This is a genomic window from Brevibacillus sp. HD3.3A, from assembly GCF_013284375.2.
GTDB lineage: Bacteria > Bacillota > Bacilli > Brevibacillales > Brevibacillaceae > Brevibacillus > Brevibacillus parabrevis.
This window is the reverse complement of sequence record NZ_CP085874.1, coordinates 3,252,240-3,278,345: the sequence shown is the minus strand read 5'-3', so window position 1 is coordinate 3,278,345 and position 26,106 is coordinate 3,252,240. Positions and strand designations below refer to the sequence as shown.

Below are 26,106 nucleotides of genomic sequence, written 5' to 3'. Positions count from 1 at the left end.
TGATATGGGACACGAATACAATGGCCTGGAAATAGCCGTAATCGGCCTGGCAGGAAGGTTTCCGGGAGCAAGCAATGTCACGGCGTACTGGGAAAACTTGAAAAACGGCGTGCACTCCATCCAGACGTTTTCCGAAGCCGAGCTGATCGAGGCGGGGGTAGACCCGCAAGCCGTCAAAAGCGCAGAGTACGTCAAGGCAAAAGGGTATCTGGAGAGCGGGAATCGCTTCGATGCCCGTTTTTTTGATTATACGCCACTGGAAGCGGAGCTTATGGACCCGCAAATGAAGGTGTTTCACGAGTGCATTTGGGAAGCGCTGGAGGATGCCGGCTATGCCGCGCAGGTCGAGCAGAAGCTGATCGGCTTGTTTGCAGGAGCTTCCCCGAACCATATGTGGGAAGCGCTGATGAGCCTGTCGGGAAAAAGCGAGGCGATCGGCCACTGGGCTGCCACCCAGCTTGTGGACAAGGACTATTTGAGCCTGCGGATCGCGCATAAATTAAACCTGAAAGGCCCTGCCTTGACGATTTATACCGCTTGCTCGACTTCGCTTGTCGCTGTGCACATGGCGGCCCAGTCGCTGTTGAACGGCGAGTGCGATCTGGCATTGGCTGGCGGGGTTACCGTGACGCTGCCAGGAAAAAGCGGCTATGTCTATCAGGAAGGAATGATTTTGTCGCCAGACGGCAAATGCAAGGCGTTTGATGCAAACGGACAGGGCATTGTCGGCGGAGACGGGGCGGGCGTCGTCGTATTGAAGCGGTTGCAGGATGCCATCGATGATCGCGATCAGATTCACGCCGTCATCAAAGGCTCCGCTGTCAACAATGACGGTATGCAAAAAACCGGGTTTACGGCCCCGAGCACAATCGGACAGGCGGAAGTGATTCGCACCGCGCTCAAGGTAGCGGAAGTAGCGCCAGAGAGCGTCGCTTACATCGAGTGTCACGGAACAGGGACACCGCTTGGCGATCCGATTGAACTGGAAGCGCTGGAGCTGGCCTATCAGCCTTCGCAAAAACACTCGTGCGCGCTCGGCTCGGTCAAGACCAACATCGGTCATCTGGACAGCGCAGCCGGGATCGCTTCCTTCATTAAGGCGGTGCTGGCTATCAAGCATCGCCAGCTTCCGCCTTCGCTGCATTTTCAAAGCCCGAATCCGCATTTGGACGTAATTGAGAAAGGCTTTTACATCAATGACAAGCTGACGGAGTGGGAAAAAACGCATGAGCCGCTGCGGGCCGGGATCAGCGCATTCGGAATCGGGGGAACCAATGCCCATGTGATTATCGAAGAAGCGCCTGCCGTGCGGGAAGCAAGCGCTGGCCGAAGCTGGCAACTGATGTTGCTCTCGGCCAAAACAGAGCAAGCCCTGGAGCGATATAAGCAAAATGTTGAGGAATACTTGCATGCTAATCCAGATGCACGTCTTGAAGATGTTGCCTATTCGCTGCAGGTGGGACGAAAGCATTTTCCCGTTCGAGAAATCGCGCTTTGCAACCAGACGCTGGCACAGCCGCTCCGCTTTATCGGGCAAGATTCCAAAGCTGCTTTCGCCAAGGAAAAGCTTTCCGTCGCTTTTGTATTCCCTGACTTTGCCGCAGACAACTGGGAGGAGGGCGAGCTTGCAGAAATCGTCCATCTGTGCCAGGAAGAGCCTGCCGTCCAGCAAGTAATGGCACAAGCGCTGCGCTTGTTGAATCAGCAAGTGTTTGGGCAGGCGGCTGTGTCCATCGCGGAGCAGTTGCGCGCGCCGAAGCACGGGCAAGCTTTGCGCTTTGCGTTCTACTATGCGATCGCCAAACTGTTCAAAGACTGGGGCGTTGAACCGCAAAGCATGTGGGGATACGGCAAAGGCAATCTGCTAGTCGAGTGCCTGGAGGGGCGTCTTGCTTTTGGTGATGCGATTCACGCGCTCGTGGGTCGCGATCGGCTTGACCACTTTGCGCAAACAGAAAGCAATCGCCCTGTTTCCAAACCGGATGGGCTGTGCCTGATCTTTGGCTCGGCACAGGCTGGGGAACCTGGCATGGAACAAGTCGCGGCTTATGGTCACCAGCTCAGGCTGGAGCGCATCCATTCCTACGCCATTTTGGAAGCGCTGGGAACGATGTGGTTGTACGGTCAGGAGATCAATTGGACTGCCTATTATCAACACGAAGAGCGAAATCGTGTGTCTTTGCCAACCTACGCCTTTGACTCGCAGGAATTTCCTGTGGATAAAAGTCTGTTCAACTTCGGGCAGTTCGCCAGCCGTCTTCAGCCCAGCGAGAGCAGCGCGGCGCACAGAAGGGAAGACATCCGTTCATGGTTTTACGTGCCTGCATGGGAAAGCTCTGCTTTGCCAGCCTATGCAGAAAAAGCGATTTCTAGCGAGGCGACCTGGCTCATTTTCCAGGATCAGGCTGGCTTGGGAGAAGCGCTGGCGAGCGAGCTGAAAGAGCGCGGCGCCACGTATATTATCGTCGAGCAGGCCGAGCGCTACCAGCGAGTGACGTCTGCCCACTATCGACTGAATCCGCAAAAGCCGGAAGAGTTGGACAGCTTGCTGGACGATTTGCAGACGGTACCGGATTGTATCAGCTATCTATGGACAGTGACACCGCCAATCGAACCGGAGCTGGCGGCCGTTGAGCCGAGCCAGCAGCAGTTTTTTTACAGCCTGTTGCAGCTTGCCCGGTACATCGGGAGCAAGGCTGGCAGCAAAAAGATGCGCTTGCAGATCGTGACGAACGGGCTGTATTCCGTTACCCAGGACGAACCAATCTGCCCGCTGAAAGGGGTCGTGCTCGGGGCAAGCAAGATCATTCCTTACGAATACCCCAACAGCAAAGTTTGCACGGTCGACATCGAGCTTCCAGCGGGCGGCAAGCAGACAGGTAACCATATGGCGCTGGCGGCGAATCTGCTTCGGGAATTTCAGTTTGATTTTCCGCACAAGCAAGTGGCGCTCCGCGGCAAAAGCAGGTGGATTGAAGCGGTGCGCGAGCCTGTGCTCGTGAAACAGCCGGAAAAGCTGCCGCTGCTCAAAGAAAAGCTCGTCTGCCTGATTACCGGGGGACTGGGCGGAATGGGCTTCGCCTTGGCGGAGTATTTGGCGAAGAGCTATCAGGCGCGGCTCGTCTTGATCGGACGCTCTGCTTTTCCGCCGCGCGAGCAATGGACGCAATGGATCGAGGACAAGCCCGATCATCACTTGTCCGGCAAAATTCGCACGATCCTGTCGCTGGAACAAGCCGGGGCGATGATCGACGTTTACAGCGTGGATATTTCCGATTATTCCGCCATGCAAAAGGTAGTTCGTGAGGCGGAGATGCGGTTTGGGCCGATTACTGGCGTTTTGCACACGGCCGGGGTTCCTGACTACGCAGGGGTAATCCAGCGCAGGACGAAGGAAATGACCGACCCGATCTTGCTGCCCAAAGTACAGGGAACGATCGTGCTGGATACGCTTTTTGCAGAACGCGCACTCGATTTCTTTATCTTGTTTTCCTCCATCGGCAACTACATTTACGGGCGCAAATTCGGTCAAGTCGGCTACAACGCAGCGAATGAGTTTTTGGATGCGTTCGCCGCGTATCGCTTGCAGAAACGGGCTGGCTACACAGCTTCGATCAACTGGAACGACTGGGCAGAGGTAGGGATGTCCGTCACCGCGATGGAAAAAAACCGCAGCATGAATCGGCAAGTCAACGAGCGGCAATTTGCCGAAGAGGCGATCTCGCCGCAGCAAGGGGTAGAAGTGCTGCGCTACCTTTTGGAAAACCAGTTTCACCGGGCCATCGTCTCTGTCCTTGAGCTTCCTGCTTTAATGGAAGAAAGCAATCAGCTCAGCGAAGAGTTCATCCTGGAAAAAGAAGCGGCAGTCGCCGTGCAGACTGAGCTGGTGCCCGCCAAAATCAATCGCGCAACGCTGTCCGAAGCCGAGCTGACAGAGATTATCGCGGACGTATGGCGCAGTGTATTGGGAATCGCAGCGATCAGGAGCGACGAGGACTTCTTCGCTCTAGGCGGAGACTCGCTGAAGGCGATCACGATGATTGCGCTTCTCTATAAAAAGCTGGATGTCAAACTGCCTCTGCCGACCTTTTTCAACAAGCCGACGATTGGCGAGATCGCCTGCTTTATCCGCGGGGCGGACCGGACAGATTTCTCGCAGATTCCCAAGGCGCAAGAAAAAGCGGGCTATCCTTTGACTTCCGGACAAAAACGACTGTATTTCCTCAGCCAAATGGAGGAAGCGAACAAGCAGTATAACAATATCATTGCGTTGCGCGTGAAAGGTTCGCTTTCCTACGAAAAATTGGAGCGATGCCTGAACGAGCTGATTCGCAGACATGAAAGCTTGCGCACCTCGTTCCAGCGCATTGATGGGGAGCTGCTGCAGGTCATTCACGAGCCGTTCCCGTTTCCTGCTGACTACAGAGAACTCAACGAGCCAATCCGCGATGCGCACATCGAAGCGTGGATACAGCCGTTTGATCTCGGCGTTGCTCCTGTATGGAAGGTGGGCATTTTCAAGGAAAGCGAGCAAAGCCACGTGCTCGTCTTCAACATTCACCATATCATCACAGACGGCACCTCCAACTCGATCTTGATTGACGAGTTTACGGCTTTGTACCAGCAGGATGGACAGTCTTCTGGACTTCCCGCTTTGTCTGTTCAATACAAGGATTACGCAGAGTGGCAGCAGGAAAAGACAACGCTCGCCGGACACCAGGCGGACCAGGAGTATTGGACCGGGATGTTTTCCGGCGAAATTCCGCTGCTTGACCTGCCGACGGACTTTTCCCGCCCGCCTTACAAAACGTATCGCGGAGGCATGGAGATGTTTTCCATCCCGCAACGCCAAGCCGACGAAATCAAGCGGATGGCCACGAGCCATGAAGCGACGCTGTACATGGTTTTGCTGGCGGCATGGAACGTTCTTTTGGCGAAGCTCGGCAATCAGGACGAGATTATCGTAGGGATTCCGACTTCGGGACGGAATCACAGCGATATTCAAAATGTGATCGGCATGTTCGTTCAAACGCTTCCGCTCAAAAGCACCGTACGCAGCGACATGACCTTTGCCGAGCTGCTGAACGCGATCAAAGGAAACATGTCCCACGCCCTGGAGCACCAAGACTATCCGTTTGAAGAGCTGGTCAGCCAGATCGAGCTTTCCCGGGACTTCGGGCGCAACCCGTTGTTTGATGTGATGTTCGCGTTTCAAAATGTCAGCCGTCAAGGGAGCGGTGAGAACCATTCGTCTGCCGGGCTGCAAATCGAGCCGTATTCGTTCAAAACAAACACAGCCCGCTTTGACTTGACCTTGGATGGCGAAGAACGGGAAGGCGAGCTGTTTTTTACCGTAGAGTACGCAAGCGATCTGTTTACAAAAGAAACGATTACCCGTTTTATCCGCTATTTCCAAAAGCTTTTGCAAGATGTGATCGCGCAGCCGCAGCAAAAAATGAGCCAGCTTTCCTTGCTGGATGCCGACGAGCGGGAGCGGCTAGTCAGCGGGTTCAATCAGACAGCAGGGGAATATCCCGAGCAACTGCTGGTGCATGAGCTTTTTGAAGCCATGGCCGAAAAATGCGCTGACCAGCCTGCGCTAACGTTCCACAACCAGACGATGACGTACCGTGAACTGGATGCGCGGGCCAACCAGCTCGCTCATGCGCTCAAATCGCATGGCGTCGGCGCGGGCCAGGTCGTCGCCCTCATCGCTACCCGATCGTGCGACATGACTGCGGGACTACTGGCGATCGGCAAGGCGGGCGGCGCGTATTTGCCTGTCGATCCGAGTCTGCCAGCCAATCGAGTCGCCTATATGCTTGCGGACAGCCGTGTCCGGGTCATTTTGACCAATACGACCGTGGAGGCAGCAGGCGAGCGGCAGGTCATTGACATGCGCGATCCTTACGTTGCGGCGCAGCCTCAAGAACGGCTGCCGCTGGAAAACAGCAGCACCGATGTGGCGTATTGCATGTATACCTCAGGCACGACCGGATTTCCCAAAGGAATTTTGATCGAGCACCGCGCCTTGATCAATTTCCTTCACGGCATGACCGATGTGCTTTCTTTCGGCGAAAACGAGAAGTTTTTATCCTTGACGACCGTTTCTTTCGATATTTTCTGGCTGGAGAGCATCCTGCCGCTGTTGACAGGCCATCAGGTGGTGATTGCCGATGAAGACTGCCAGCGAGATGTGCTCAAGCTGGCAAGCCTGGTCAGACGTGAAAAAATTACCGTGATGCAGACGACGCCATCGCGCTTGAAGTTGTTGCTGGCGGAGCCGGAATTGGCCGGGCAGCTCAGTCGCCTGCGCTACTTGCTGATCGGGGGAGAAGCTTTGCCGCAGCCGTTGGCAGATGCAGCCGTGCGACTGTTGCCGGAGGGTCGAGTCTACAACCTGTACGGTCCTACCGAAACGACCATTTGGTCCACGATTCAGGAAGTGGCGGCGACGCAGCCTGTGACCATCGGCAGACCGCTCAAAAATACTCAAGTCTATGTTCTAAGTCCAGAGCTGATGCCGCAACCTGTCGGCGTCCCTGGCCTTTTGTATATCGGCGGGCACGGTTTGGCCCGTGGGTATCAGAACAATCCAGAGCTGACCCGAGAGAAGTTTATCGACAACCCGTTTCGACCTGGCGAAAAAATGTACGCGACCGGAGACATGGCAAGGTGGACGCGGGAAGGCTTGCTCGACTATTTGGGACGAACCGATTTTCAGGTGAAAATACGCGGTTACCGGATTGAGCAAAGCGAAATCGAAAATTTGCTCGATGCCCATCCTGCTGTTGAAAAAGCCGTGGTGCATGTCCAGCAGGACGCTCAGCACGAACAGCTGCTGGTCGCGTACTATACGGCTGCCTATCCGGTAACGAGCCAGGAGCTGCGGGACTATTTGCGCCAACAGCTGCCGGAATATATGATTCCGTCCTTGTTCATGCCGCTTGCGCAGATTCCGCTGACCATCAACGGCAAAATCGACCGGAAGTCGCTTCCGGAGGTAACCGGGGTCGCAGCAGAGCAAAAAGAACTGGTCGAGCCGAGGGACGAAGTGGAAGCGAAGCTGTACGACATTTGGCGAAACGTGCTGCGCAGCGAAAGCATGAGCGTCCGCGACCGATTTTTTGAGCTGGGCGGAAACTCGATTCAAATCATGCAGCTCGTGTATGAAATCAACAACAGCTTTGCATGCTCTATGCAGTTCAAAGACTTTATCGAACTGCAAACAATCGAGGCGATTGCCGGTTTTATTCGCGAAGCGATCCACGAAGAGCGCGTAGCCGACTTGCCAACCCTGATACCGGAACCAAGCCAATTGCATGAACCGTTTCCGTTAACGAATGTGCAAATGGCCTATTATTTGGGCAGAAGCAGCAGCTTCGAGCTGGGCGGAGTCTCGACGCATTCGTATCAGGAGATTGTCACCAGGCTCGATATCTTGCGTCTCAATCATTGCCTGAATTTGTTGATCCGCAGGCATCCCGCGCTGCGCACGATCTTTTTGCCCGATGCCCGCCAGCAAATTTTGGCAGACATACCCGAATACGCTATCGACATCCGCGATTTGCAAGGATGCGACAAGGAAGAAAAAGCGGCGATTCTGGCAAAAGAAAGAGAGCGCATGTCCCATGCGATTTTCCGTCCGGGACAATGGCCGCTTTTTGAAATCAAAGCGTTTCGCTTGAACGGGCAAGAAAGTTTGCTGTGCATCAGCTTTGACTTGCTCATCATGGATGCGTACAGCCTGGAGATTTTAGGGAAAGAGCTGCAAAAGCTGTATGAAGGCGCTGCGGACGAGCTGGATGAATTATCGATTTCCTTCCGGGATTACATGATCGGCTACGAGCGACTGAAGACCAGCAGCTTGTATTTGCAGGACAAGGAATACTGGATGGCAAAGCTGGACGATTTTCCGCTGGCACCGGAAATCCCGGTGCAGGTGCAACCGTCCCACGTCAAAAACCCGTACTTCCAAAGAAAGTCGAAGCGATACGCCAAAGAAAGCTGGCAAGTTTTGAAAAAGGCGGCCCAGAAGCACAATTTGACTCCTTCGGCGGTTTTGTGCACGGCATATGCCGAAGTGCTGGCGAATTGGAGCAATCAACTGGACTTTAGCCTGAATTTGACCTTGTTCAATCGTCTGCCGTTGCACCCGGATGTGGATAAGCTGGTCGGAGACTTTACGTCCGTTGCGCTGGTCGAGGTACGGCTGCATCCAGCGGATACGTTCTGGGAGAAGGCAAGAAAAGTTCAGCAATCGCTGATGGAGGCGTTGGCTCATCGCCATTTTGACGGGATCGATGTGATGCGGGAGATCAGCAAGCAGCGAGAGTTGGGGAACAAGGCTGTCTTGCCCATCGTGTTTACGAGTGCCTTGTTTGAAAATGAAGACATTGTCCAGCAAGCGACTGACGATGCGGAGTACACATCCGAATGGGAAAGCGATACAAGCGGCATCACGCAAACTTCCCAAGTCTATCTCGACAATCAGGTGGCGCTCCTTGACGGAAACATCGTCATCAACTGGGACTACATCAGCGAGTTGTTTGACCCGGTGGTGATTGACACGATGTTCGCCCAGTACCTGACCCGGATCGATACGATCTTGAACGACGAGGCCGAAAAGGAGTTGCCTTCGGTATCCGTCAGTGACAGAGCTGCGATTGATGCGTACAACGATACGGCTGTGGACATTGCGAGCAAAACGTTGCACGGGCTGTTCGAGGAAACTGTGGCACAAACTCCTTTTGCCGTCGCAATCGAGGACGGCGAGACGCAGATCACGTACGAAGCGCTGAACGAGCGCGCAAACAAAGTCGCGAGCTGCTTGCGGCACATCGGCGTCGCTCCCGGCGATCTGATTGGCGTCATTGCCAAACGGGAAATCGCCACCTTTGCCTATTTGCTCGGCATTTTAAAAAGCGGCGCTGCCTATGTGCCGATTGATCCTGACTACCCGGCGGATCGTGTGGACTACATCCGCAGACACAGCCAATGCAAGCTCGTGCTTGAGTCTGACTTTTACGAGCGGAACGAGCTGGAGCATGCTGCAAAAAAATACGAGGCTGCGGCTGTTCAGCCGGAACAGTTGGCCTACGTGATCTACACCTCGGGAAGCACGGGCAATCCAAAAGGAGTCATGATTCGGCATGTAGCCGCCTGCAATACGATCCAAGATATCAATCAAAAATTCCATGTTGCCGCTCATGATCGGATTTTGGGCGTATCTTCGCTCTGCTTCGACTTGTCCGTCTATGACATTTTTGGCGCGTTTGCCGCCGGAGCGACACTCGTGCTTGTCAAAGACCAAAAGGATATGGCCCAGCTTGCCGACACGATTACGGCGAAAAACATTACGATCTGGAACTCCGTCCCTGCAATCATGGATCGCGTGGCAGCGGAGAAAAAGGAGCGCGGCGAGCAGCGAGATGAGCAGCTTCGTCTGGTCATGCTGAGCGGCGACTGGATTCCGCTCACGCTGCCGCAAGCGATTCGCGAAAGCTTCCCTGGGGCGGAAGTCATCAGCTTGGGCGGGGCTACCGAGGCATCCATCTGGTCGATCTACTACCCGATCGACGAGGTTGGACCCGAGTGGAAGAGCATTTTTTACGGAAAGCCATTAGCCAACCAGCAGTTTTACGTGCTCAACTCGCGGATGGAGCTTTGCCCGCTTTCTGTACCGGGCGAACTGTATATCGGAGGAAGAGGGGTTGCGGACGGTTACCTGCATGACGCCGAAAAGACCAATCGCTCCTTTGTTCATCATCCGCAATTCGGCTATATATACAGGACAGGGGATTACGGGGTGCTGCACCGCAACGGGCTGATTGAGTTTTTGGGCAGAAAGGACCAGCAGGTAAAAATTGGTGGATATAGAATAGAATTAGGAGAGGTAGAATCACGTCTGCTGCAAATCGACACGGTGAGAAATGCGATCGTGCTGGTGGCGGGAGAAGCAGACAAGCGATTGTATGCGTATCTCGTGCCGGAAACCGAACCGCACGACCGGGATGCTTTTATAAATGAGATCAGGAGCAGGCTTGCCAAAGCTTTGCCCGATTACATGATACCGTATCATTTTATCGTCGTGGAGCAACTGCCGCTGACGGCCAACGGAAAAGTGGATGTACAGGCTCTCTTGAAGCTGAAACCGACTGGCACGAGCACCGGAACGGCATACGTCGCTCCCCGCAATGAAGTGGAAGCGAGCATCGTCGCTGTGTTTCAGGAAGTTCTGGAGACTGATCGTGTAGGTGTGCTCGACAACTTTTTTGAGATGGGCATTCATTCGTTGCAGATCGGAATGATTAACAGCAAGTTGAAAGACGTATTTGCCAGGGAAATCCCGATCCTCGCCATGTTCGAGCACGCCAATATCCATGCGCTGGCTGCCTATTTGACAGCGGAAAACGACGACCAGCCAGACGAAGGACAGGAAGAGACGATCAACGTCCGCAACCAGGGAAGAGAGCGGATCAAGCAAAGAAATGCGAAAAGAAGGAGGAACTCTGAAAGTGAATAAAGCCGAACTGCTGCATTTTTATACGACATTTACTCCCAACACCGATCCCGGTGAATACGGCTATCTCTTTCATGAGTTGCCCCAAGGCTTGCCAGAGCTGTGCCGATTAATCAAGTGCCAATTGATCCATCCCACGATGATCAAAAAAGTGAGGCATTTGCTGACCGATTATACGCGCAATGAAGACGAGAAATTTTACAAGATCACGGAAATGCTGGAGGCTCTGGTCGAACGCAACGCAGATGGCCTCACGTTTGAACGTTTGCCAAGCGAGCGGCTGCTCATTTCTTGCCGCTTTCATTCGCTGCTGCTGATTTCCATGCTGCGCTCCCGGGGACTCCCGGTGCGCAGCCGGGTCGGCTTTGCCAGCTATTTGTCCGAGAACGGCAGGAAATATATCGATCACTGGATTTGCGAAGTGTGGGAAGAAGCCGAAAAACGGTGGATCAGGGTCGATCCCGATTGGGAACTCATCGATATTCAGGGCGATGAGTTCCTGATGGCGGGTGACGCGTGGCTGATGGCACGCGACAAAGAAATCAATCCCCAGCTTTTCGGGGTCAAAAAATCGTGGGGGATGCACTACATCCGCAACAACTTGTGCTATGACCTGAATGCCGTTCTTGGAAACGAGCTGTGCTACTGGGACTATCCTCCGCTTTGCCAAAAAGAGATGGACGAGCTGGACTGGGAAGAGCTGCAACTGCTCGATGAGATCGCTCTTTATTTGCAAGACCCCGATGAAAATTACGCACAACTGCAAGCGTTGTTTTCCGAGCATAAGTTCCTGCACTTCAAAAGATAGGGCAGTTGTTCGATTAAACTCTAAGCGGTGATACGAAGATGGATAAATTGAAGAAGTACATTTACGAGCTGGTCGCAGCCAAGAAGCTATCGGCCAAGGAAGCGACGGAATACATCACGAGCCTGCAAAAAGCAAGCGAAGCCAAGACTGACGAGATCGCGATTATCGGCATCTCGGGACGCTTTCCCAAGGCGAATACGGTACAGCAGTTTTGGGAAAACATTCGCTTGGGAAGAGAATGCCTCGACGACTTTCCTGTCCATCGCCGCGAAGATGGACAGGCGTTGTTTTCCGACCAGCGATTTGCCCATAAACGCTTTAAAAAGGCCGGATATTTGGACGAAATCAGCTTCTTTGATCCAGACATGTTTCGCATCTCGCCGAAAGAAGCGCTGTCCATGGAGCCTTATCAGCGAATCATGCTGGAGCTTGCCTATGAGACTTTGCTCAATGCCGGTTACGAGACGCGGGATATCATCGGCTCGAAAACAGGCGTTTTTATCGGGAAAGACCATGTGACAGGGATCGAGTACCGCCATTACGTCAGCCCGGATATTTTTAGCCTGACCGGCTCCTGGCCGGGGATTTTGGCGAGCAGAATCTCCTATGTCTACAATCTGAAAGGGCCGAGCATCGTCTTCGATACATCGTGCTCCTCCGGTTTGGTAGGGCTTCATTTTGCTTGCGAATCGTTGCGCAGAAATGAATGTGACATGGCATTTGTAGGCGGCATAAGCGGCCTTTTCTATTTTCCGCCAGTCAAGGAAGACGGGTCGCTGGATCAGGTCGAATCCGCCGAAGAGAAGATTCGGGCGTTTGACAAGGAGGCGACAGGCACCGTATGGGGCGAAGGGGGCGGAGGGCTGCTCCTGAAGCCGTTGTCAAAGGCGCTTGCGGACAACGACGTCGTGTACGCGGTCATAAAAGGCAGCGGGATCAACAACAACGGTCTGTCCAAAGGCATTACAGCTCCGAATGGCGAGGCGCAGGAAGAGCTTCTGAAAAGCGTCTGGAAGCAGGCGCAAATCAATCCGGAAACGATTCGTTACATCGAAGCCCACGGGACAGGCACGGTATTGGGCGATTCCATCGAGCTGCAGTCGATTATCAACGCCTTTCAAGCATTTACGTCCAAAAAGCAGTTTTGCGGGGTTGGCTCCGTCAAAACGAACATTGGGCACCTGGTGGGCGCTTCCGGGATTGTCTCTTTAATCAAAGCGGTCATGATGCTCCAGCACGGGGAAATACCGCCTTCGTTGCATTTCCAGTCGCCCAGCCCGTACATGGACTTGGCCAACTCAGCCGTCTTTGTCAATGACGTGCAGACCAAATGGCAGCAGCAGGATCATCCTGTCCGCATCGGAATTAATTCGTTTGGATTCAGTGGGACCAATTGCCATGTTTTGCTGGAGGAGCCGCCAAAGGCTGTCCGGCAAGCCAGTCACGGACAAGGCAGCTACTTGCTGGTTTTATCGGCGAGAAGCGAGCACAAGCTTCAGGAGCTGGCAAAAGAATACCAGCAGTTTTTGCTAACAAACCGGGACGTCGACCTGGGGGATTTGTGCTTTACCGTCAGCTCGTCCCGCAACCATTACTCCCACCGGGCCACGATTAGTTTCGACAGCTACGAGGATTTGCTGGAGAAGCTAAACGAGCTGAAAACGGCGAACAGCGTATCCGCGTGGACGGAAAACCCGGCGATCAGCTACCAAAGGCACGAGGTCGTGCCGGATAACAAACAAGCGGTCGAAGCGTGGGAAATCAGGGAACGAGAGAAAAAATCGTTAGATAGGCAAGCAAACGAAGCGATCAAGGAATGGCTCGGGAAGACTACTGACGGGAAAATGATCCGGGAGCAGGTTGCGTCGTTTTACATAAAGGGAGCGAGTATGGACTGGAAGCTGCTGTACCAAGGCGGCCGCAAGTTGTCATTGCCGGGAAATATACTGGAACGGCAAAAGTTTTGGCCTGTTGGCGTGCAGCCCAAGAAAGCAGAAGCAGAGCTTTTTTATCGTACTGTCTGGAAAGAAGAAGCTCTTGCCGACATGGACAACCAGCAGCCCGCTGCTCGCGATACCGTTCTGCTGATCGTCGATGCGGCAGATACAGCCAGTTGGCGGCCGCTTTTTTCGGAAAAATACCAGGCCAAGCGGTTGATTACGGTCGAGCTGGGAGCATGCTCTGCACAAGTGTCGCCGGACTATTTCCAAGTTTCGCGCACGCTTGAAGACATCGCTGCCTTCTGCACGCAGCTTGATTTTTCGTCACTGGAGCAAATTTTATTTATGTCCCCGGCTCTCGCTGAACTGCCGGAATCACGGACGGCGTTTCAAGCGTCCATGAATCAGACAGCAGGGTCGCTTTTGCTTTTCGCCAAAGCGCTGGCAATGACGGGGAAGCTGACAAAAGAACTGGATGTCGTCCTGATGACGCAAAATGCCCAGGCCGTGCAGCCGAGCGATGCGATCTGCGATCCTTTTCAGCATATGCTGGGCGGACTCGGGAAATCGATTCGCCAGGAAAACTACGGCTTGTCCATGCGCCATATCGACATCAGCCCGGACGGCTTCGAGCCTGAGCCGCTGTTCGCCGAGCTACAGCGGAAGGGTACGGATTACTCCGTAGCGCTGCGCCAGCACCGCCGCTACATCGAGATTATCGAAAGAGTGGCGGAGGCGGGTGCACAGGAAGACGCATTTACTGTCAAAGCGGGCGATGTGTTCCTGATTACGGGCGGCTTGGGCCAATTGGGAACGGAAGTGTGCAAATACCTAAGCCAGAAAAACAAAGTGAAGCTGATCGTGCTCGGCAAGACGATGCTGCCGGACAAAGAGACATGGCCAGCGGTAGTCCGGGAGCAGACAGACAAAAGTTTGGCGGATAAACTCAATGCGGTGCTGGCTGTGGAAGCGCTCGGCTCCACGCTGGACTATCACTGTGTAGACATATGCGACGAAGCAGACATGAAACGAACGATTCAGACGATCCGCCAGACGCACCAACGCCTTGACGGAATCATTCATTGCGCGGGCGTCGGCGTTGGCGATCTCGAAGATTTGGCGATGAGCGAAGTGGAATTTGAGCGCAGACATGCCGTGAAAACATACGGAAGCTGGCTATTGTACACCCTCACGCAGGGGATCGACACAGGATTTTACCTGTTCTTTTCCTCGGCGGTTTCTGTCACCGGGGGACGCGGGGCTATTGGCTATGCCACTGGCAATGCCTTTTTGGACGGCTGGGCAGAAGTGATCAAGCGGCAAGGCAAAAAAGTGCTTTCGATCAACTGGGCTACGTGGGAAGAGACGGCGGCAAGGCTCTCCATGCAAGAGGACAGGCACGTTTTCCGCTTCCTGCCGACCCATCAGGCGCTGCAAGCGCTCGACTACATTCTCCGCCGCCAGCTGTTCAAAACGATCGTCGGCCAGTTCAATCATGCCAACGAGCTTTTGGAGCTTTCGCACATCTGGCCGTTCCGTCTGGCGGATGACGTGAAGAAAGACGTGTTCAAGCATACGGCAAAACCGGGGCGCACAGCTGCTGCCGCACCTGTACCTGTGGCGCTCAAGGAGCAGGACGGATTTACAGCGACGCAAAAAGAGCTGGCGCAATTGTGGGCAGAGGTGCTCGGACTGTCGTCCATCAGCCTGTTCGATACGTTCCATCAATTGGGCGGCGATTCGATCCACGCTGCGCAATTGTACAAGCAATGGAACGAGAAGTACCCGGGCACGCTGCACGTCGCAGACCTTTATTTGTACCCGACCATTTTTGAACTGGCGAATTACTTGGACAGCCAGAAGGCGCCGGAACCTGCCACGCTTACAGTCGAGTCGATCCTGGAAGGGTACAAACAGAGCAAATATTCGCAGGAAGAGACGAAAAGACTGCTGGAACAGTGGACCGCTTTCTCCGCAGGCCAGACTGTGCCGTCTGAGCAAAAGGACGAGTACGCCATCATCGGCTATGCCTGCCAATTCCCGTTGGCGGAAAATGCCGAGCAGTTTTGGACCAATCTGACCGCGGGCATCAATGCCATCCGGCCGTTTCCCGCCTCCAGAAGAAAGGACACGGACCGTTATTTGAGCGCAGCCCAATCCTACTGTCAGGGCGGTTACCTGGAAACTATCGATCGGTTTGATTCTAGTTTCTTCCATATTTCGCCCAAAGAGGCCGAGCTGATGGACCCTGAACAGCGCCTGCTTTTGCAAAACGTGTATGAAGCTGTGGAAAACAGCGGGCTTGGCGGGAAAAGCCTGTTCGGGACGAAAACGGGCGTGTACATCGGCAAAGATACGACTGGACGCAATGAGTACAACAATATGATTGATATTCAGCATCCTTTGAAGGTTACCTCTGGCTCGACAGGGATACTGGCAAGCCGGATCGCGTATTTCCTCAACTTGAAAGGACCTTGCCTGGTCGTGGACACGGCGTGCTCTTCCAGTCTCGCAGCCATGTGCTTGGCTGCACAGGCTTTGAAGGCAGGAGAAATCGATGTGGCGATTGTAGCAGGCGTTTCTTTGGCGTACTTGCCTACCCAGCACAATTCGCTGATTGATTCCGCAGATGAAACGATACGCCCGTTTGATGCGCAGGCGAACGGCACGATGTGGGGAGAGGGAGTAGGCACCGTCGTGTTGAAGCGCATGGATCAGGCCGTGCGCGACAACCATCTGATCCACGCTGTCGTCAAAGGCTCGGCCATGAACAACAACGGAGCGTCGAACGGAATTACCGCACCGAATGCGGAAGCGCAGGAAAAAGCATTGATCGAGGCGTGGAAAGCAGCCGACATCGATCCGGAAACGATTTCGTATATCGAAGCGCACGCCACCGGAACGAGATTGGGCGATCCGATCGAGATGAAGGGCATCGCCAACGCTTTCCGCAGATTCACGGACAAAAAGCAATTTTGCGGGGTAGGTACGGTAAAAGCCAATATCGGCCACCTGGTAGGAGCGTCGGGGATGGCTTCGGTCATCAAAATGATTATGGCCTTCAAGCATGGACAATTGCCTCCGGTCGCAAACTTCCAGCAGCCGAATCCATTTATCGAATTTGCGGATTCCCCCGTTTACGTCAACGACAAGCTGCAGGATTGGACCGCAACGGAGTCGCCGCGTCGATGCGGCATCAGCTCGTTTGGGTTCAGCGGGACGAACTGCCATGTTTTGCTGGAAGAGCCGCCTGCCGCCCCTGTGCAGAGCGAGGACAAGCAAGGCTGGCACCTGCTGGCTTTGTCGGCGAGAACAAAAGGCTCCTTGCGTGCGCTAATCAGCCGCTACGCCAACTATCTCAACGAGACGACTGCGGTCGATGTGCAAAATTTGTGCTATACAGCCAATGCGACTCGCGGACATTACGAGCACAGGATCGCGATCTTGTTCCGCGACCAGGCCGAGCTGCGGGAAAAATGCCAGTACGCGGATGCGACAGGGCTGGAAAATAGGCAGCAGGCCGCCGAGCAAGGGATTTTGTACAAGGTGAGCCGCGTCATCCTTGACCAAAATGATCCCTCTGAACACGGACTGCTGGAGGAAGAAAAAGTAAAGCGGACGGCGATTGCGGAAAGGACGATCCAGCAATACAAGGAAATCGGGACAGCTTTTGCGCTGGACAGCCTGCAAAACATCGCTGCCATGTACACAGACGGGGCAGATATCCAGTGGCAGCGCCTGTATGAAAAAGCGCAGCATCGAATCATCGAATTGCCAGCCTACCCGTACGAGTCGGTTCGGCACTGGATCGGGGCGCAAAACCACGAAGGTGCTACGCGAGCAGATGTAACTTATCGCCTGCAATGGGTGCGCGACGACAAAGCGAAAGCGCCGTTGCGGCAAGCTGGCGCGAAAAAGGGCACGTGGCTGTTTTTGAGCGGAACGGGCATCAGGAGTCATCAGTTGCTCCAGGAGCTGCAAGCGCGGGAAGCGGATGTCATCGAAGTTGCTTTCGGTGCTGCTTTTCAAAAAGGCAGCGATCATCGATACGAGGTCGGCTCGGCGGACGATTTTTCGCGTTTGCTGCAAGAGCTTGCGCATCGGGACATTCGCCATATCGTCCACTGCATGGGCGTGACGGAGGAGAAGCTCGCGTGTGCGGACGACTTTCATGAGTGGGAAAACCGGAGCGTCTACAGCTTCTACCAGCTTGTGTGCGAGCTGTTGAAACAGTCGTATCACCAGGAGATCAGCCTGTATCTGTTGGGCGACCACGCGTTTTCCGTAACCAGGCAGGAAGCGGCCTTGAAGCCGCAGCATGCCGTTTTGTTTGGCATGGCAAAAGTGATCGCCCAGGAGTACCCGCAATGGAAATGCCGCTGCCTCGATCTCGATAGCGCTACTTCGCCGTCTACACTTTGGCATGAGTTGGTGTCGGAACAGGAAGACTTCCAGGTGGCGTATCGGGAAAATGTCCGGTATGTCGAACGATTGGAAGTGCAGACGCTGCAACAGGCAGAGCGTCAGGACATATCGATCCGGGAAAACGGCGTCTACCTGATTACGGGCGGACTTGGCGACATCGGGCTTGCAGTCGCTCACTATCTCGCTGGGAAGCGGCCAGTACACCTGTGCTTGCTCGGCAGAAGTGCTTTTCCTCCACGCGGACAATGGGCGGAAATCGTCCGGGAACAGCCTGATTCCGCACTAGCGGGCCAGATCGAACAAATCCGCAGCCTTGAGGAAAAGGGAGCCTCTGTAGAGGTGTATACGGTTGATGTGGCTGACGAGCGCAGGCTGGCAGCTGCTTTGGCCATGATTCGCCAGCAGTACGGGGCGATCCATGGCGTTTTCCATTGCGCGGGTGTGGCTGGTGAAGGTCTGCTTATCAACAAAGGGCAAGCCCAAATAGCTCACGTGCTCGATCCAAAGGTCGTCGGCACCTGGCTTTTGGATCGTTACACCGAGCAAGACAACCTCGACTTTTTTGTCCTGTTTTCCTCTGTGACCAGCTTGCTTGGCGGGCTTGGACAGGCTGATTATACGGCTGCCAACGCTTACTTGGACGCTTTTAGCGATTACAGGCACGCCAAAGGCCAACGGAGCGTGACGATCAACTGGCCTGCCTGGAACGAGACTGGCATGGCGGGGAGATACCGCATTCAGAAAGAAGCTTCGCCGTTTCACGGCATGCATCCGGACCAAGCGATCGAGATTTTGGATGCCGTTTTAACGAGAAAACTTGCGCGCGTAATCGTCGGCGAGCTGAACGAGGCGCATTTTCAGACGCACAGCTATCACTTGCCGTTTTCGATTTCGCCGGAAATCAGCAGCTTGTTCACACAGACGGTTGCTGCGCAGACGACGGAAGTCCAGCCGCTTGTGCCGATATTGAGCGGGCGAAACGACCACAGATACAGCGCTGTAGAAACGCAACTGGCTGCTGTTTGGCAAAAAGTATTGGGGATACCGGAAGCGAATGTGTACCAGTCTTTTCAGGAGGCGGGAGGAAACTCCATTCTCGCGACGAGTCTCGTCAAGGAAATCGAGCAGTTGTACCCGGGGCGGATCAACATCGCCACGCTGTTCGCCTATCCTTCGATTGCCAAAATGGCGGAGTATCTCGAAAACAAAGACAAGCCGAATGCACACGAACCGTCCCGCAAAGTCGGAGAGAGCGAAAGTGTTCCCTTGCAGGACAAGCTGAGCGACTTTATCAAGGGCGATGTTTCGATGGAAAACATATTGGACTACCTAGACAAGAAAGCGTGGGGAGAAGAAGATGAGTAGCCGAAAAGAGATGAATGACAGCATTTTGCAGTTGCTGAAATCGGGACATCTCAATCAGGAAATGGCGATTTCCATGTTGGAAAAGCTGAATCGCAGTCCAGAGCGAAAGCACCGTCAGGACATTGCCGTCATTGGAATGGCCTGCCGCTTCCCCGGAGCAAGCAATCCCCAGCAGTTTTGGCACAATTTGGTCCAGGGGGTAAACAGCATCGGGTATTTCCCGGAAGAGCGGTTGCACGATTTATCCGGCTTCGTTCCAGAGCTGGAAGAGCTTTTGGCAAACGCCAATCATCAAGCTGGCTACTTGGATCAAATTTCCTGCTTCGATCACTCTTTTTTCCATATCGGACACAAAGAAGCGATGGCGATGGAGCCGTATCAGCGACTGTTTCTTGAGACGGCCTACCATGCGATCGAGGATGCCGGGTATGGGGGAGCCAGACTGAAACATTCCAACACGGGCGTATTTGTCGGATTGGAGACGGCCTACCAGTCTCATTACCGCTCCCTGCTGCAAAACGAAGATATTTCGTCGCTTGTCGGTTCCCTGGTAGGACTTTTGTCCAATCGGATCTCGTATTTTCTCGACTTGCGCGGGCCTGCTTTCGTGCTGAACACAGCGTGCTCATCGGGGCTGGTCGCCTTGCATCAGGCGTGCACGGCTCTGGCGAACAACGAGTGTGAAACGGCGCTGGTCGGCGGGGTGAATCTGATGGTCATTCCGCAAGTGACCGGAAAGCTGCACGATTTGGAGACGTCCGATGGAAGAGTGAAGGCTTTTGACAAAAATGCCGACGGAACGATCTGGAGCGAAGGAATCACAGCGCTCATGCTCAAGCCGTTAGCGAAGGCGCGGGAAGATCGCGATCCCGTCTATGCGGTTATCAAAGGAAGCGGCGTCAATGCAGACGGCGCTTCCAACGGCTTGACCGCCCCCAATCCGGATGCCGAGACGCAACTGTTTTTGCGCACGTGGGAAAAAGCCAAAATCGATCCGCTGTCCATCTCCTATATCGAAGCGCATGGCACAGGCACGCTGTTGGGCGATTCGATCGAGTTGCAGGCGATCAACGACGCGTTTCAACAAGCTGCGTCCCGGCCTCATGTGTGCGGGGTCGGTTCTGTCAAGACGAATATCGGCCATACCGTTGCCGCATCAGGTCTGGCTTCGCTCATCAAAGTCGTGCTGGCTCTCCGGCACAAAAAAATTCCTGCTACGCTGCACTATCAGTCTGCAAACCCTTTTCTCGATCCGCAAAACGCTGCGGTCGAAATCGTCGCCGAGCTGAGAGACTGGAAAAGAGCGGATGGGGAGGCACTGCTTCGTGCCGGGGTCAACTCGTTTGGCTTCAGTGGAACCAATTGCCATGTCGTCGTGGAGGAAGCGCCGGAAAGCGACCGTCTGGAAGCGGAGACAGAAGCAGAGCTTTTGCCGCCAGTTCATCTTTTGACGCTCTCCGCCAAGAGCAAGCCAGCACTGGTTGAATTGCTGAAATCCTACCATTCCTATTTGCATACGCATCCATCAACCAATCTTGAAGATCTTTGCTATACAGCAAACACAGGCAGAGGGCAATACGAGAACCGGATCGCGTTCGTGTTCCAGTCCGAAGAACAATTGCTGCAGCAGTTGCGCCAGGCAGATTTGTCCCAAGCAGAAGCAGCGAGAGACAAAGGAATTTACCTCTATCTGCGTGCCGAATCCAGCCGTGACGGCGGCAATCCCGCCAGCTCTTTTGCTGTCCCGGACGTGTCGGCCACGACCGACCGTGACGGCTGGCAGACGAGAGCGTCACTGGAAAAGCTGGCGGAGCAATACGTCGCGGGGATGTCGATCCCGTGGGAGCTGGTGTACCGTCAACCGCGGCAAAAGCTGAACTTGCCTGTGTATCCATTTGACAAAATCAAAATCTGGCCAAAAGCGGACAAACAAGCGAACGGCTCCGTGCCAAACGCAGCGGGAAGCAGCGCGCTTGCGAGCGAAGCGCCATCCGTACTACCCGCAGCCGAGCATGCTCTTTATCAGCGCATCCAGTGGGTCCCTGCCGAGCCTTTCTCCGCACAACCGGAGAGAACAGAGAATGTGCTGGTCATTACCGACTCTACCGATTGGGGCTACGAGCTGGCCGACGCCATCGCTGCGCGCAGCCAGCATGTCGTTCATGCCCGGCTGACGACGACAGCCTATCGTCAGGAGAACGCCTCCCGGTATGGACTGGCATGCTCGCAAGCCGATTTTGACCAGCTCATTCGCGATACAAGCCAGGCAGCACTCAGCAAAGTCGTCTTCGCTGTCGCCGTCGGAAAAACACCCGACTATGAACATGCCGATGCCGGGCAGCTTTTGCACGCGCTGTTTTATTTGACGAAAGCATTAGGAAAAACTCGCTCTACTCCAATCGAGCTCGTCCTGGTCGGGAAAAACGCGCAGCGAGTCCTGGCTGACGATGTCAGCGTCCAGCCGGAATTTGCTGCCTTGTTTGGGCTGGGAAAAGTCATTCGGGAGGAAAACAGCGGACTGCCTTGCAGGTGCATCGACTTCGATGATGCTACAACTGTCAGCGATATCGCGGCGGAAGCTTTGGGAAGCACCGGACATTATCAGATCGCGCATCGTGTTGGTCAAAGATACTATCCCCAGCTGGCGCCGTTGGACTTGTCAGCGGTTGACGACAGCGGCCTGCGCTTCAAGGAGCAAGGCGTGTACGTCATTACCGGCGGCACGGGCGGAATCGGCCTGGAGCTTGCGAAGCATATTGCCCTCACGTACAAGGTAAAGCTGGTTCTCATCAGCCGCACCAAATTGCCCGAGCGTTCCTTGTGGGACGAGTTCAGCCAGCACGAGCAATGGGGCAAGTTGCTGCATCAACTGAAAAGCTTGGAGAGCAACGATTCCCAGGTGTATACATACAGCGCCGATGTAGCCAACCGCGATGAGATAGCCTCGGCCATACGCGACATCTACCGCGTCCACGGAAAAATCGACGGCATCATTCACGCCGCAGGCTTGCCGGGAAGCGGCATGCTCGTGGACAAGAACGAAGCGGCATTTTCGGCCGGGCTGGCTGCGAAAATTAGCGGGACAGAGCATCTGCATGCGTTGACGCGCGAAAATCCGCCTGAGTTTCTCGTTTTGTTTTCGTCCATCGCGGCGGTAGTCGGGGGCATTTACCTGGGGGATTACGCGGCGGCCAATAGCTACCTCGATGCTTTTTCCGGAGTCGCAAGCTCGCCTACGCGGATCATCACGATCAACTGGACGACGTGGATGAATACAGGCATGGCAAAACATTCGGGCGCCAGCCTTGATGCTGCTTTTCGCTCCATTTCGCCTCGCCGGGCGATCAAGGCATTCGAGCAAGTCCTGCACAAGAACCTGACAAGCGTCGTCATCGGGGAAATCAATACGGACAATGACTTGTTCTGGAACAACGCGCTGCCGATCGCACTGGCTCCCGAAATTCGGGCGAAGATCAAATTGCCGGAGGTCGAGATAAACGTAGAGCTGACGGGCAGAGCCGATGACACCTATACCGATCTCGAACAGCAGATTGCACAAATCTGGGGCAACGTCTTCCGCATGCCGACCATCGATATTCACGATCATTTTTACGAACTGGGCGGAACCTCGATCATGGGCATCAAGATTGCCAATCGGATCAACGAGCAATGCCAGGTGACCTTGTCGGTACAGGATGTGTTTACGCATTTGACCATTCCCGATTTGGCCGAGTTTGTCCGGCAGAAGCAGCAGGAACGCAGCGGGGGAGAAGCAGCCAAGCCAAGAGAAGCGGTTCCAGACAAGCGGGTCATGCCGCTGTCGCACGCGCAGAGACGCATCTGGTTTTTGCAAAAAATGACTCCTGAGCTGGTCGCCTACAATCTGCCGTTTATTCGCACGTATGAGATGGCGATTGACGTCGCGCTTCTGGAACGGGCTGTCGCTTATCTCGCTGCCCGACACGTCATGCTGCGCACACGATTTACGCTCAAAGACGGAAGTCCCGTGCAGGAAGCGTTGCCGGAGTACCGTCCGACTATCCAGGTGATGAATCTCACTGAACAGACAGACCAGGCGCTTTTGCTGGAAAAAAGCATCCACGAGCAAAAAATGAAGCCGTTCGATCTGGAGTCGCCTCCGTATCGCATCTATCTTTACCAGCTTGCCAAGGAGAGGTTTTGCCTCTACGTCAATTTTCACCATATTCTTACGGACGGCTGGAGCATCGATATTTTTTACCGGGAGCTGTTCGGCGTTTACCAGTCGTTTTTGCAGCAGCAGTCGCCAAGGCTGGCCGAGGCGAAGCACGATTACTTTGACTGGATTGCCGCACAAAAAGACTGGGAAAACAGCGGGGAGTTCACGGAGCACGAAAGCTACTGGCTGAACGAACTGGCGAAGCCGTTGCCGACGTTGGCGTTGCCTGCTGACAAAAAGCGTCCTTCCGTGCAAACGTACAACGGCAGCTATTACAAGTTCGAGATCGGCGGCGAGCTGTATGAAAAGCTCAAGACCCACACGGAGCAAGAGCAGATTACGTATAGCAATGTTTTGCTGAGCGCCTACTTCCTGTTGCTGCACAAGCTGTCGCAGGACGAAGACATTATCGTCGGTGTGCCTACTGCTGGAAGAAACCAAAAGAAATGGGAAGAAGTAGTGGGGATATTCATCAACACTTTGTGCATTCGCGTTTCTTTCAAGGACATCTCCACGTTCTCACAGCTGCAGCATGTCGTACAGCAAAAGGTTTGGGCGGCGATCGACAAAGCGCAATACCCGTTTGATCTGCTGGTGGAAAAGGTCAATCCGGAGCGTGATTTGGCGAGAAATCCCGTCTACAATGTGCTGTTCCAGTTTTTTGACAAGCTGCATCTGGAAAATGACGGGATCAGTCAGTTTGAACTGAGTTGCCTCGCGAAGGAAAGCGATCAGCGAATCGAGATTTCCTTTGAGTACAATTCGGACTTGTATACGGACAGCACGATCCGGCAGTTTGCCCGCTTTTTCCTGCACATACTCGCACAAGTGACAGAGCGCCCGGAAATCCCGCTCAAAGAAGCGGCCCTGCTGACTGGCTCAGAGGCGGAGGAGCTGCTGCACCGTTTTCAAGGGGCGCAGATGGACTGGCAGGAGCCTCTGCCGATCCACAAGCAGTTTGAAGCCCAGGCGCAAAAAACGCCGCATGCGATCGCGCTAGTATGCGAAGACGAGCAAATGACGTATCAAGCGTTAAACGAACAGGCCAATCAGCTCGCCTGGCTGCTCATACACAAGGGCGTCGGCAAAAATGTGCCCGTCGGTATTTTGGTCGACCGAAGCTTCCAGACAGTCGTGGGCATTTTGGCGATTTTGAAAGCGGGTGGCGCCTACGTGCCGCTCGATCCAGGCTATCCCGAGGAGCGCATTGCTTACATTCTCGCGCACAGCGGAGCCAAGCTGTTGCTGACCGAAAATCGCTTGCTGGAAAAAGCGGGGCGAATCGGACAGGAGCAACAGATCGAGCTCGTCAATCTGAGCCTGTTCCAAGAGGACTATGCTGCAAGCGCGATGGATGCCGCTCGCCGGGAGCAAGCACTGTCCACGTCCAATCCGCCGACAACGAGCAGCGGAGCTGACTGGATGTATATCATGTACACTTCTGGTTCAACAGGCAAGCCAAAAGGCGTGCTGGTTACCCATGCCAACGTCCATAATTTTTTGGCGTGGAGCATAGCTGACTTCCGGCTCCGGGCCGACGATGTGTTCATGCTGGTCACCTCGATCAGCTTTGATATCTCGGTCTTTGAACTATTCGGGGCGCTGTTGAGCGGAGGGCGTCTTTGCATCTTGACGCAAGACAGGCTCAAGGATATGGACCGATTGCTGGCGTACATGGAGCAGCAGCAGGTCTCGATCTGGCATTCGGTACCGAGCTTGATGGTGCAGCTCACGACTTATTTGAAAGCCAACAAGGAGCGGCATGGTCATTCCTTCGTGCTGCCATCGATCAGACACGTGCTGCTGGGCGGAGAAGCGTGGAGCTTTGCCTTGGCCAAACAAGTACGGCAAGTGCTGCCGTCCGCTGACATTCGCAACATGTACGGACCGACCGAGACGACGATCTGGGTGTCCAGCTACCAAGTGGAGCCAGAGGCAGACGCAGAGGCTCCGTATGGGGCTGTGCTCATTGGCAAACCGATTGCCAATAATCAAATCATGATCTTGGCGCCGGATGGCAACGTTTGCCCGCCGGGAGTGATCGGTGAAATTTACGTAGCCGGGCAAAATGTGACCAGCGGCTACTTCCAGGACGAGGAACGGACGAGTCAAGCATTCATCCAGCGAGCCAGCGGCCAGCTTTGCTACAAAACAGGCGATCTCGGTCGTTACTTGCCGGATGGCAACATCGAATTTATCGGCAGAAGAGATCAGTTGGTAAAAGTGCGCGGTTACCGTATCGAGCTTGGCGAGATCGAACATGCGCTCCGGGATGCGGCGGCGCTGCAACAGATCGCCGTGACGACGGTAAAAGACGGGGAGACAAGCAAAATCGTTTGCTACTACACAGCAGACAGGCCGCTCCCGATGGGTCAATTGAAGGAGTACGCGCGGAAAAAACTGCCGGAATACATGGTTCCCGCCCAATTTTTCCACGTCGAGCAGTTCTGGTTGACCCCGAACGGCAAAATGGACTGGAAGGCAATGGAGCAGCATTGCCAGTATGCAGAGGCCAGCCCTCTGTTTGCAGAAGCCCGGGATGAGGTCGAGAAAAAGCTCGTGGAAATCTGGAGAAAGCTGCTTGGCGCGCCTAACATCGGGATTCACGAAAACTTTTTTGATATAGGTGGAAACTCCTTGCTGATCGTGCAATTGCAGGAGCTGATCCAGACGGAGCTGTCCCACGACATGTCGATTGTGGAGCTTTTCCAATATACGACGATCGAAAAGATTGCCGAGCAGATCAAAGCAACTGCCGTGAACCGTTCAAGCGTGGAAGCGGGACAAAAAAGAGCAGAACTGCGAAAAAGACGAAGAACCATGCGAAGCTAAGGAGCCGTTTGGGGGA

The 26,106-nt window shown here is 54.4% G+C and carries 4 protein-coding genes; all 4 read left to right on the top strand.

Translation table 11 applies throughout. The annotated features are described in order from the left end of the window. Positions 1 to 4 precede the first annotated feature (4 nt). The 4 genes from HP435_RS15170 to HP435_RS15155 are packed head-to-tail and all read left to right on the top strand — an operon-like array spanning position 5 to position 26,090. Positions 5 to 10,525 (top strand): hybrid non-ribosomal peptide synthetase/type I polyketide synthase, encoded by a 10,521-nt coding sequence (locus HP435_RS15170; protein WP_173599523.1) that lies wholly within the window; start codon positions 5 to 7, stop codon positions 10,523 to 10,525. Further along, positions 10,518 to 11,330: a transglutaminase family protein gene (locus HP435_RS15165; RefSeq protein WP_122966465.1), complete on the top strand. Its 813-nt coding sequence runs from the start codon at positions 10,518 to 10,520 to the stop codon at positions 11,328 to 11,330. The genes HP435_RS15170 and HP435_RS15165 overlap by 8 nt, the downstream gene beginning before the upstream one ends. Before the next feature lie 38 nt (positions 11,331 to 11,368). Continuing rightward, a complete protein-coding gene (locus tag HP435_RS15160) occupies positions 11,369 to 19,060 on the top strand; it encodes an SDR family oxidoreductase (protein WP_173599524.1) in 7,692 nt (2,563 codons plus the stop codon). Beyond that, a complete protein-coding gene (locus tag HP435_RS15155) occupies positions 19,053 to 26,090 on the top strand; it encodes a non-ribosomal peptide synthetase (protein WP_173599525.1) in 7,038 nt (2,345 codons plus the stop codon). The genes HP435_RS15160 and HP435_RS15155 overlap by 8 nt, the downstream gene beginning before the upstream one ends. The last annotated feature ends 16 nt before the right edge of the window (positions 26,091 to 26,106 follow it).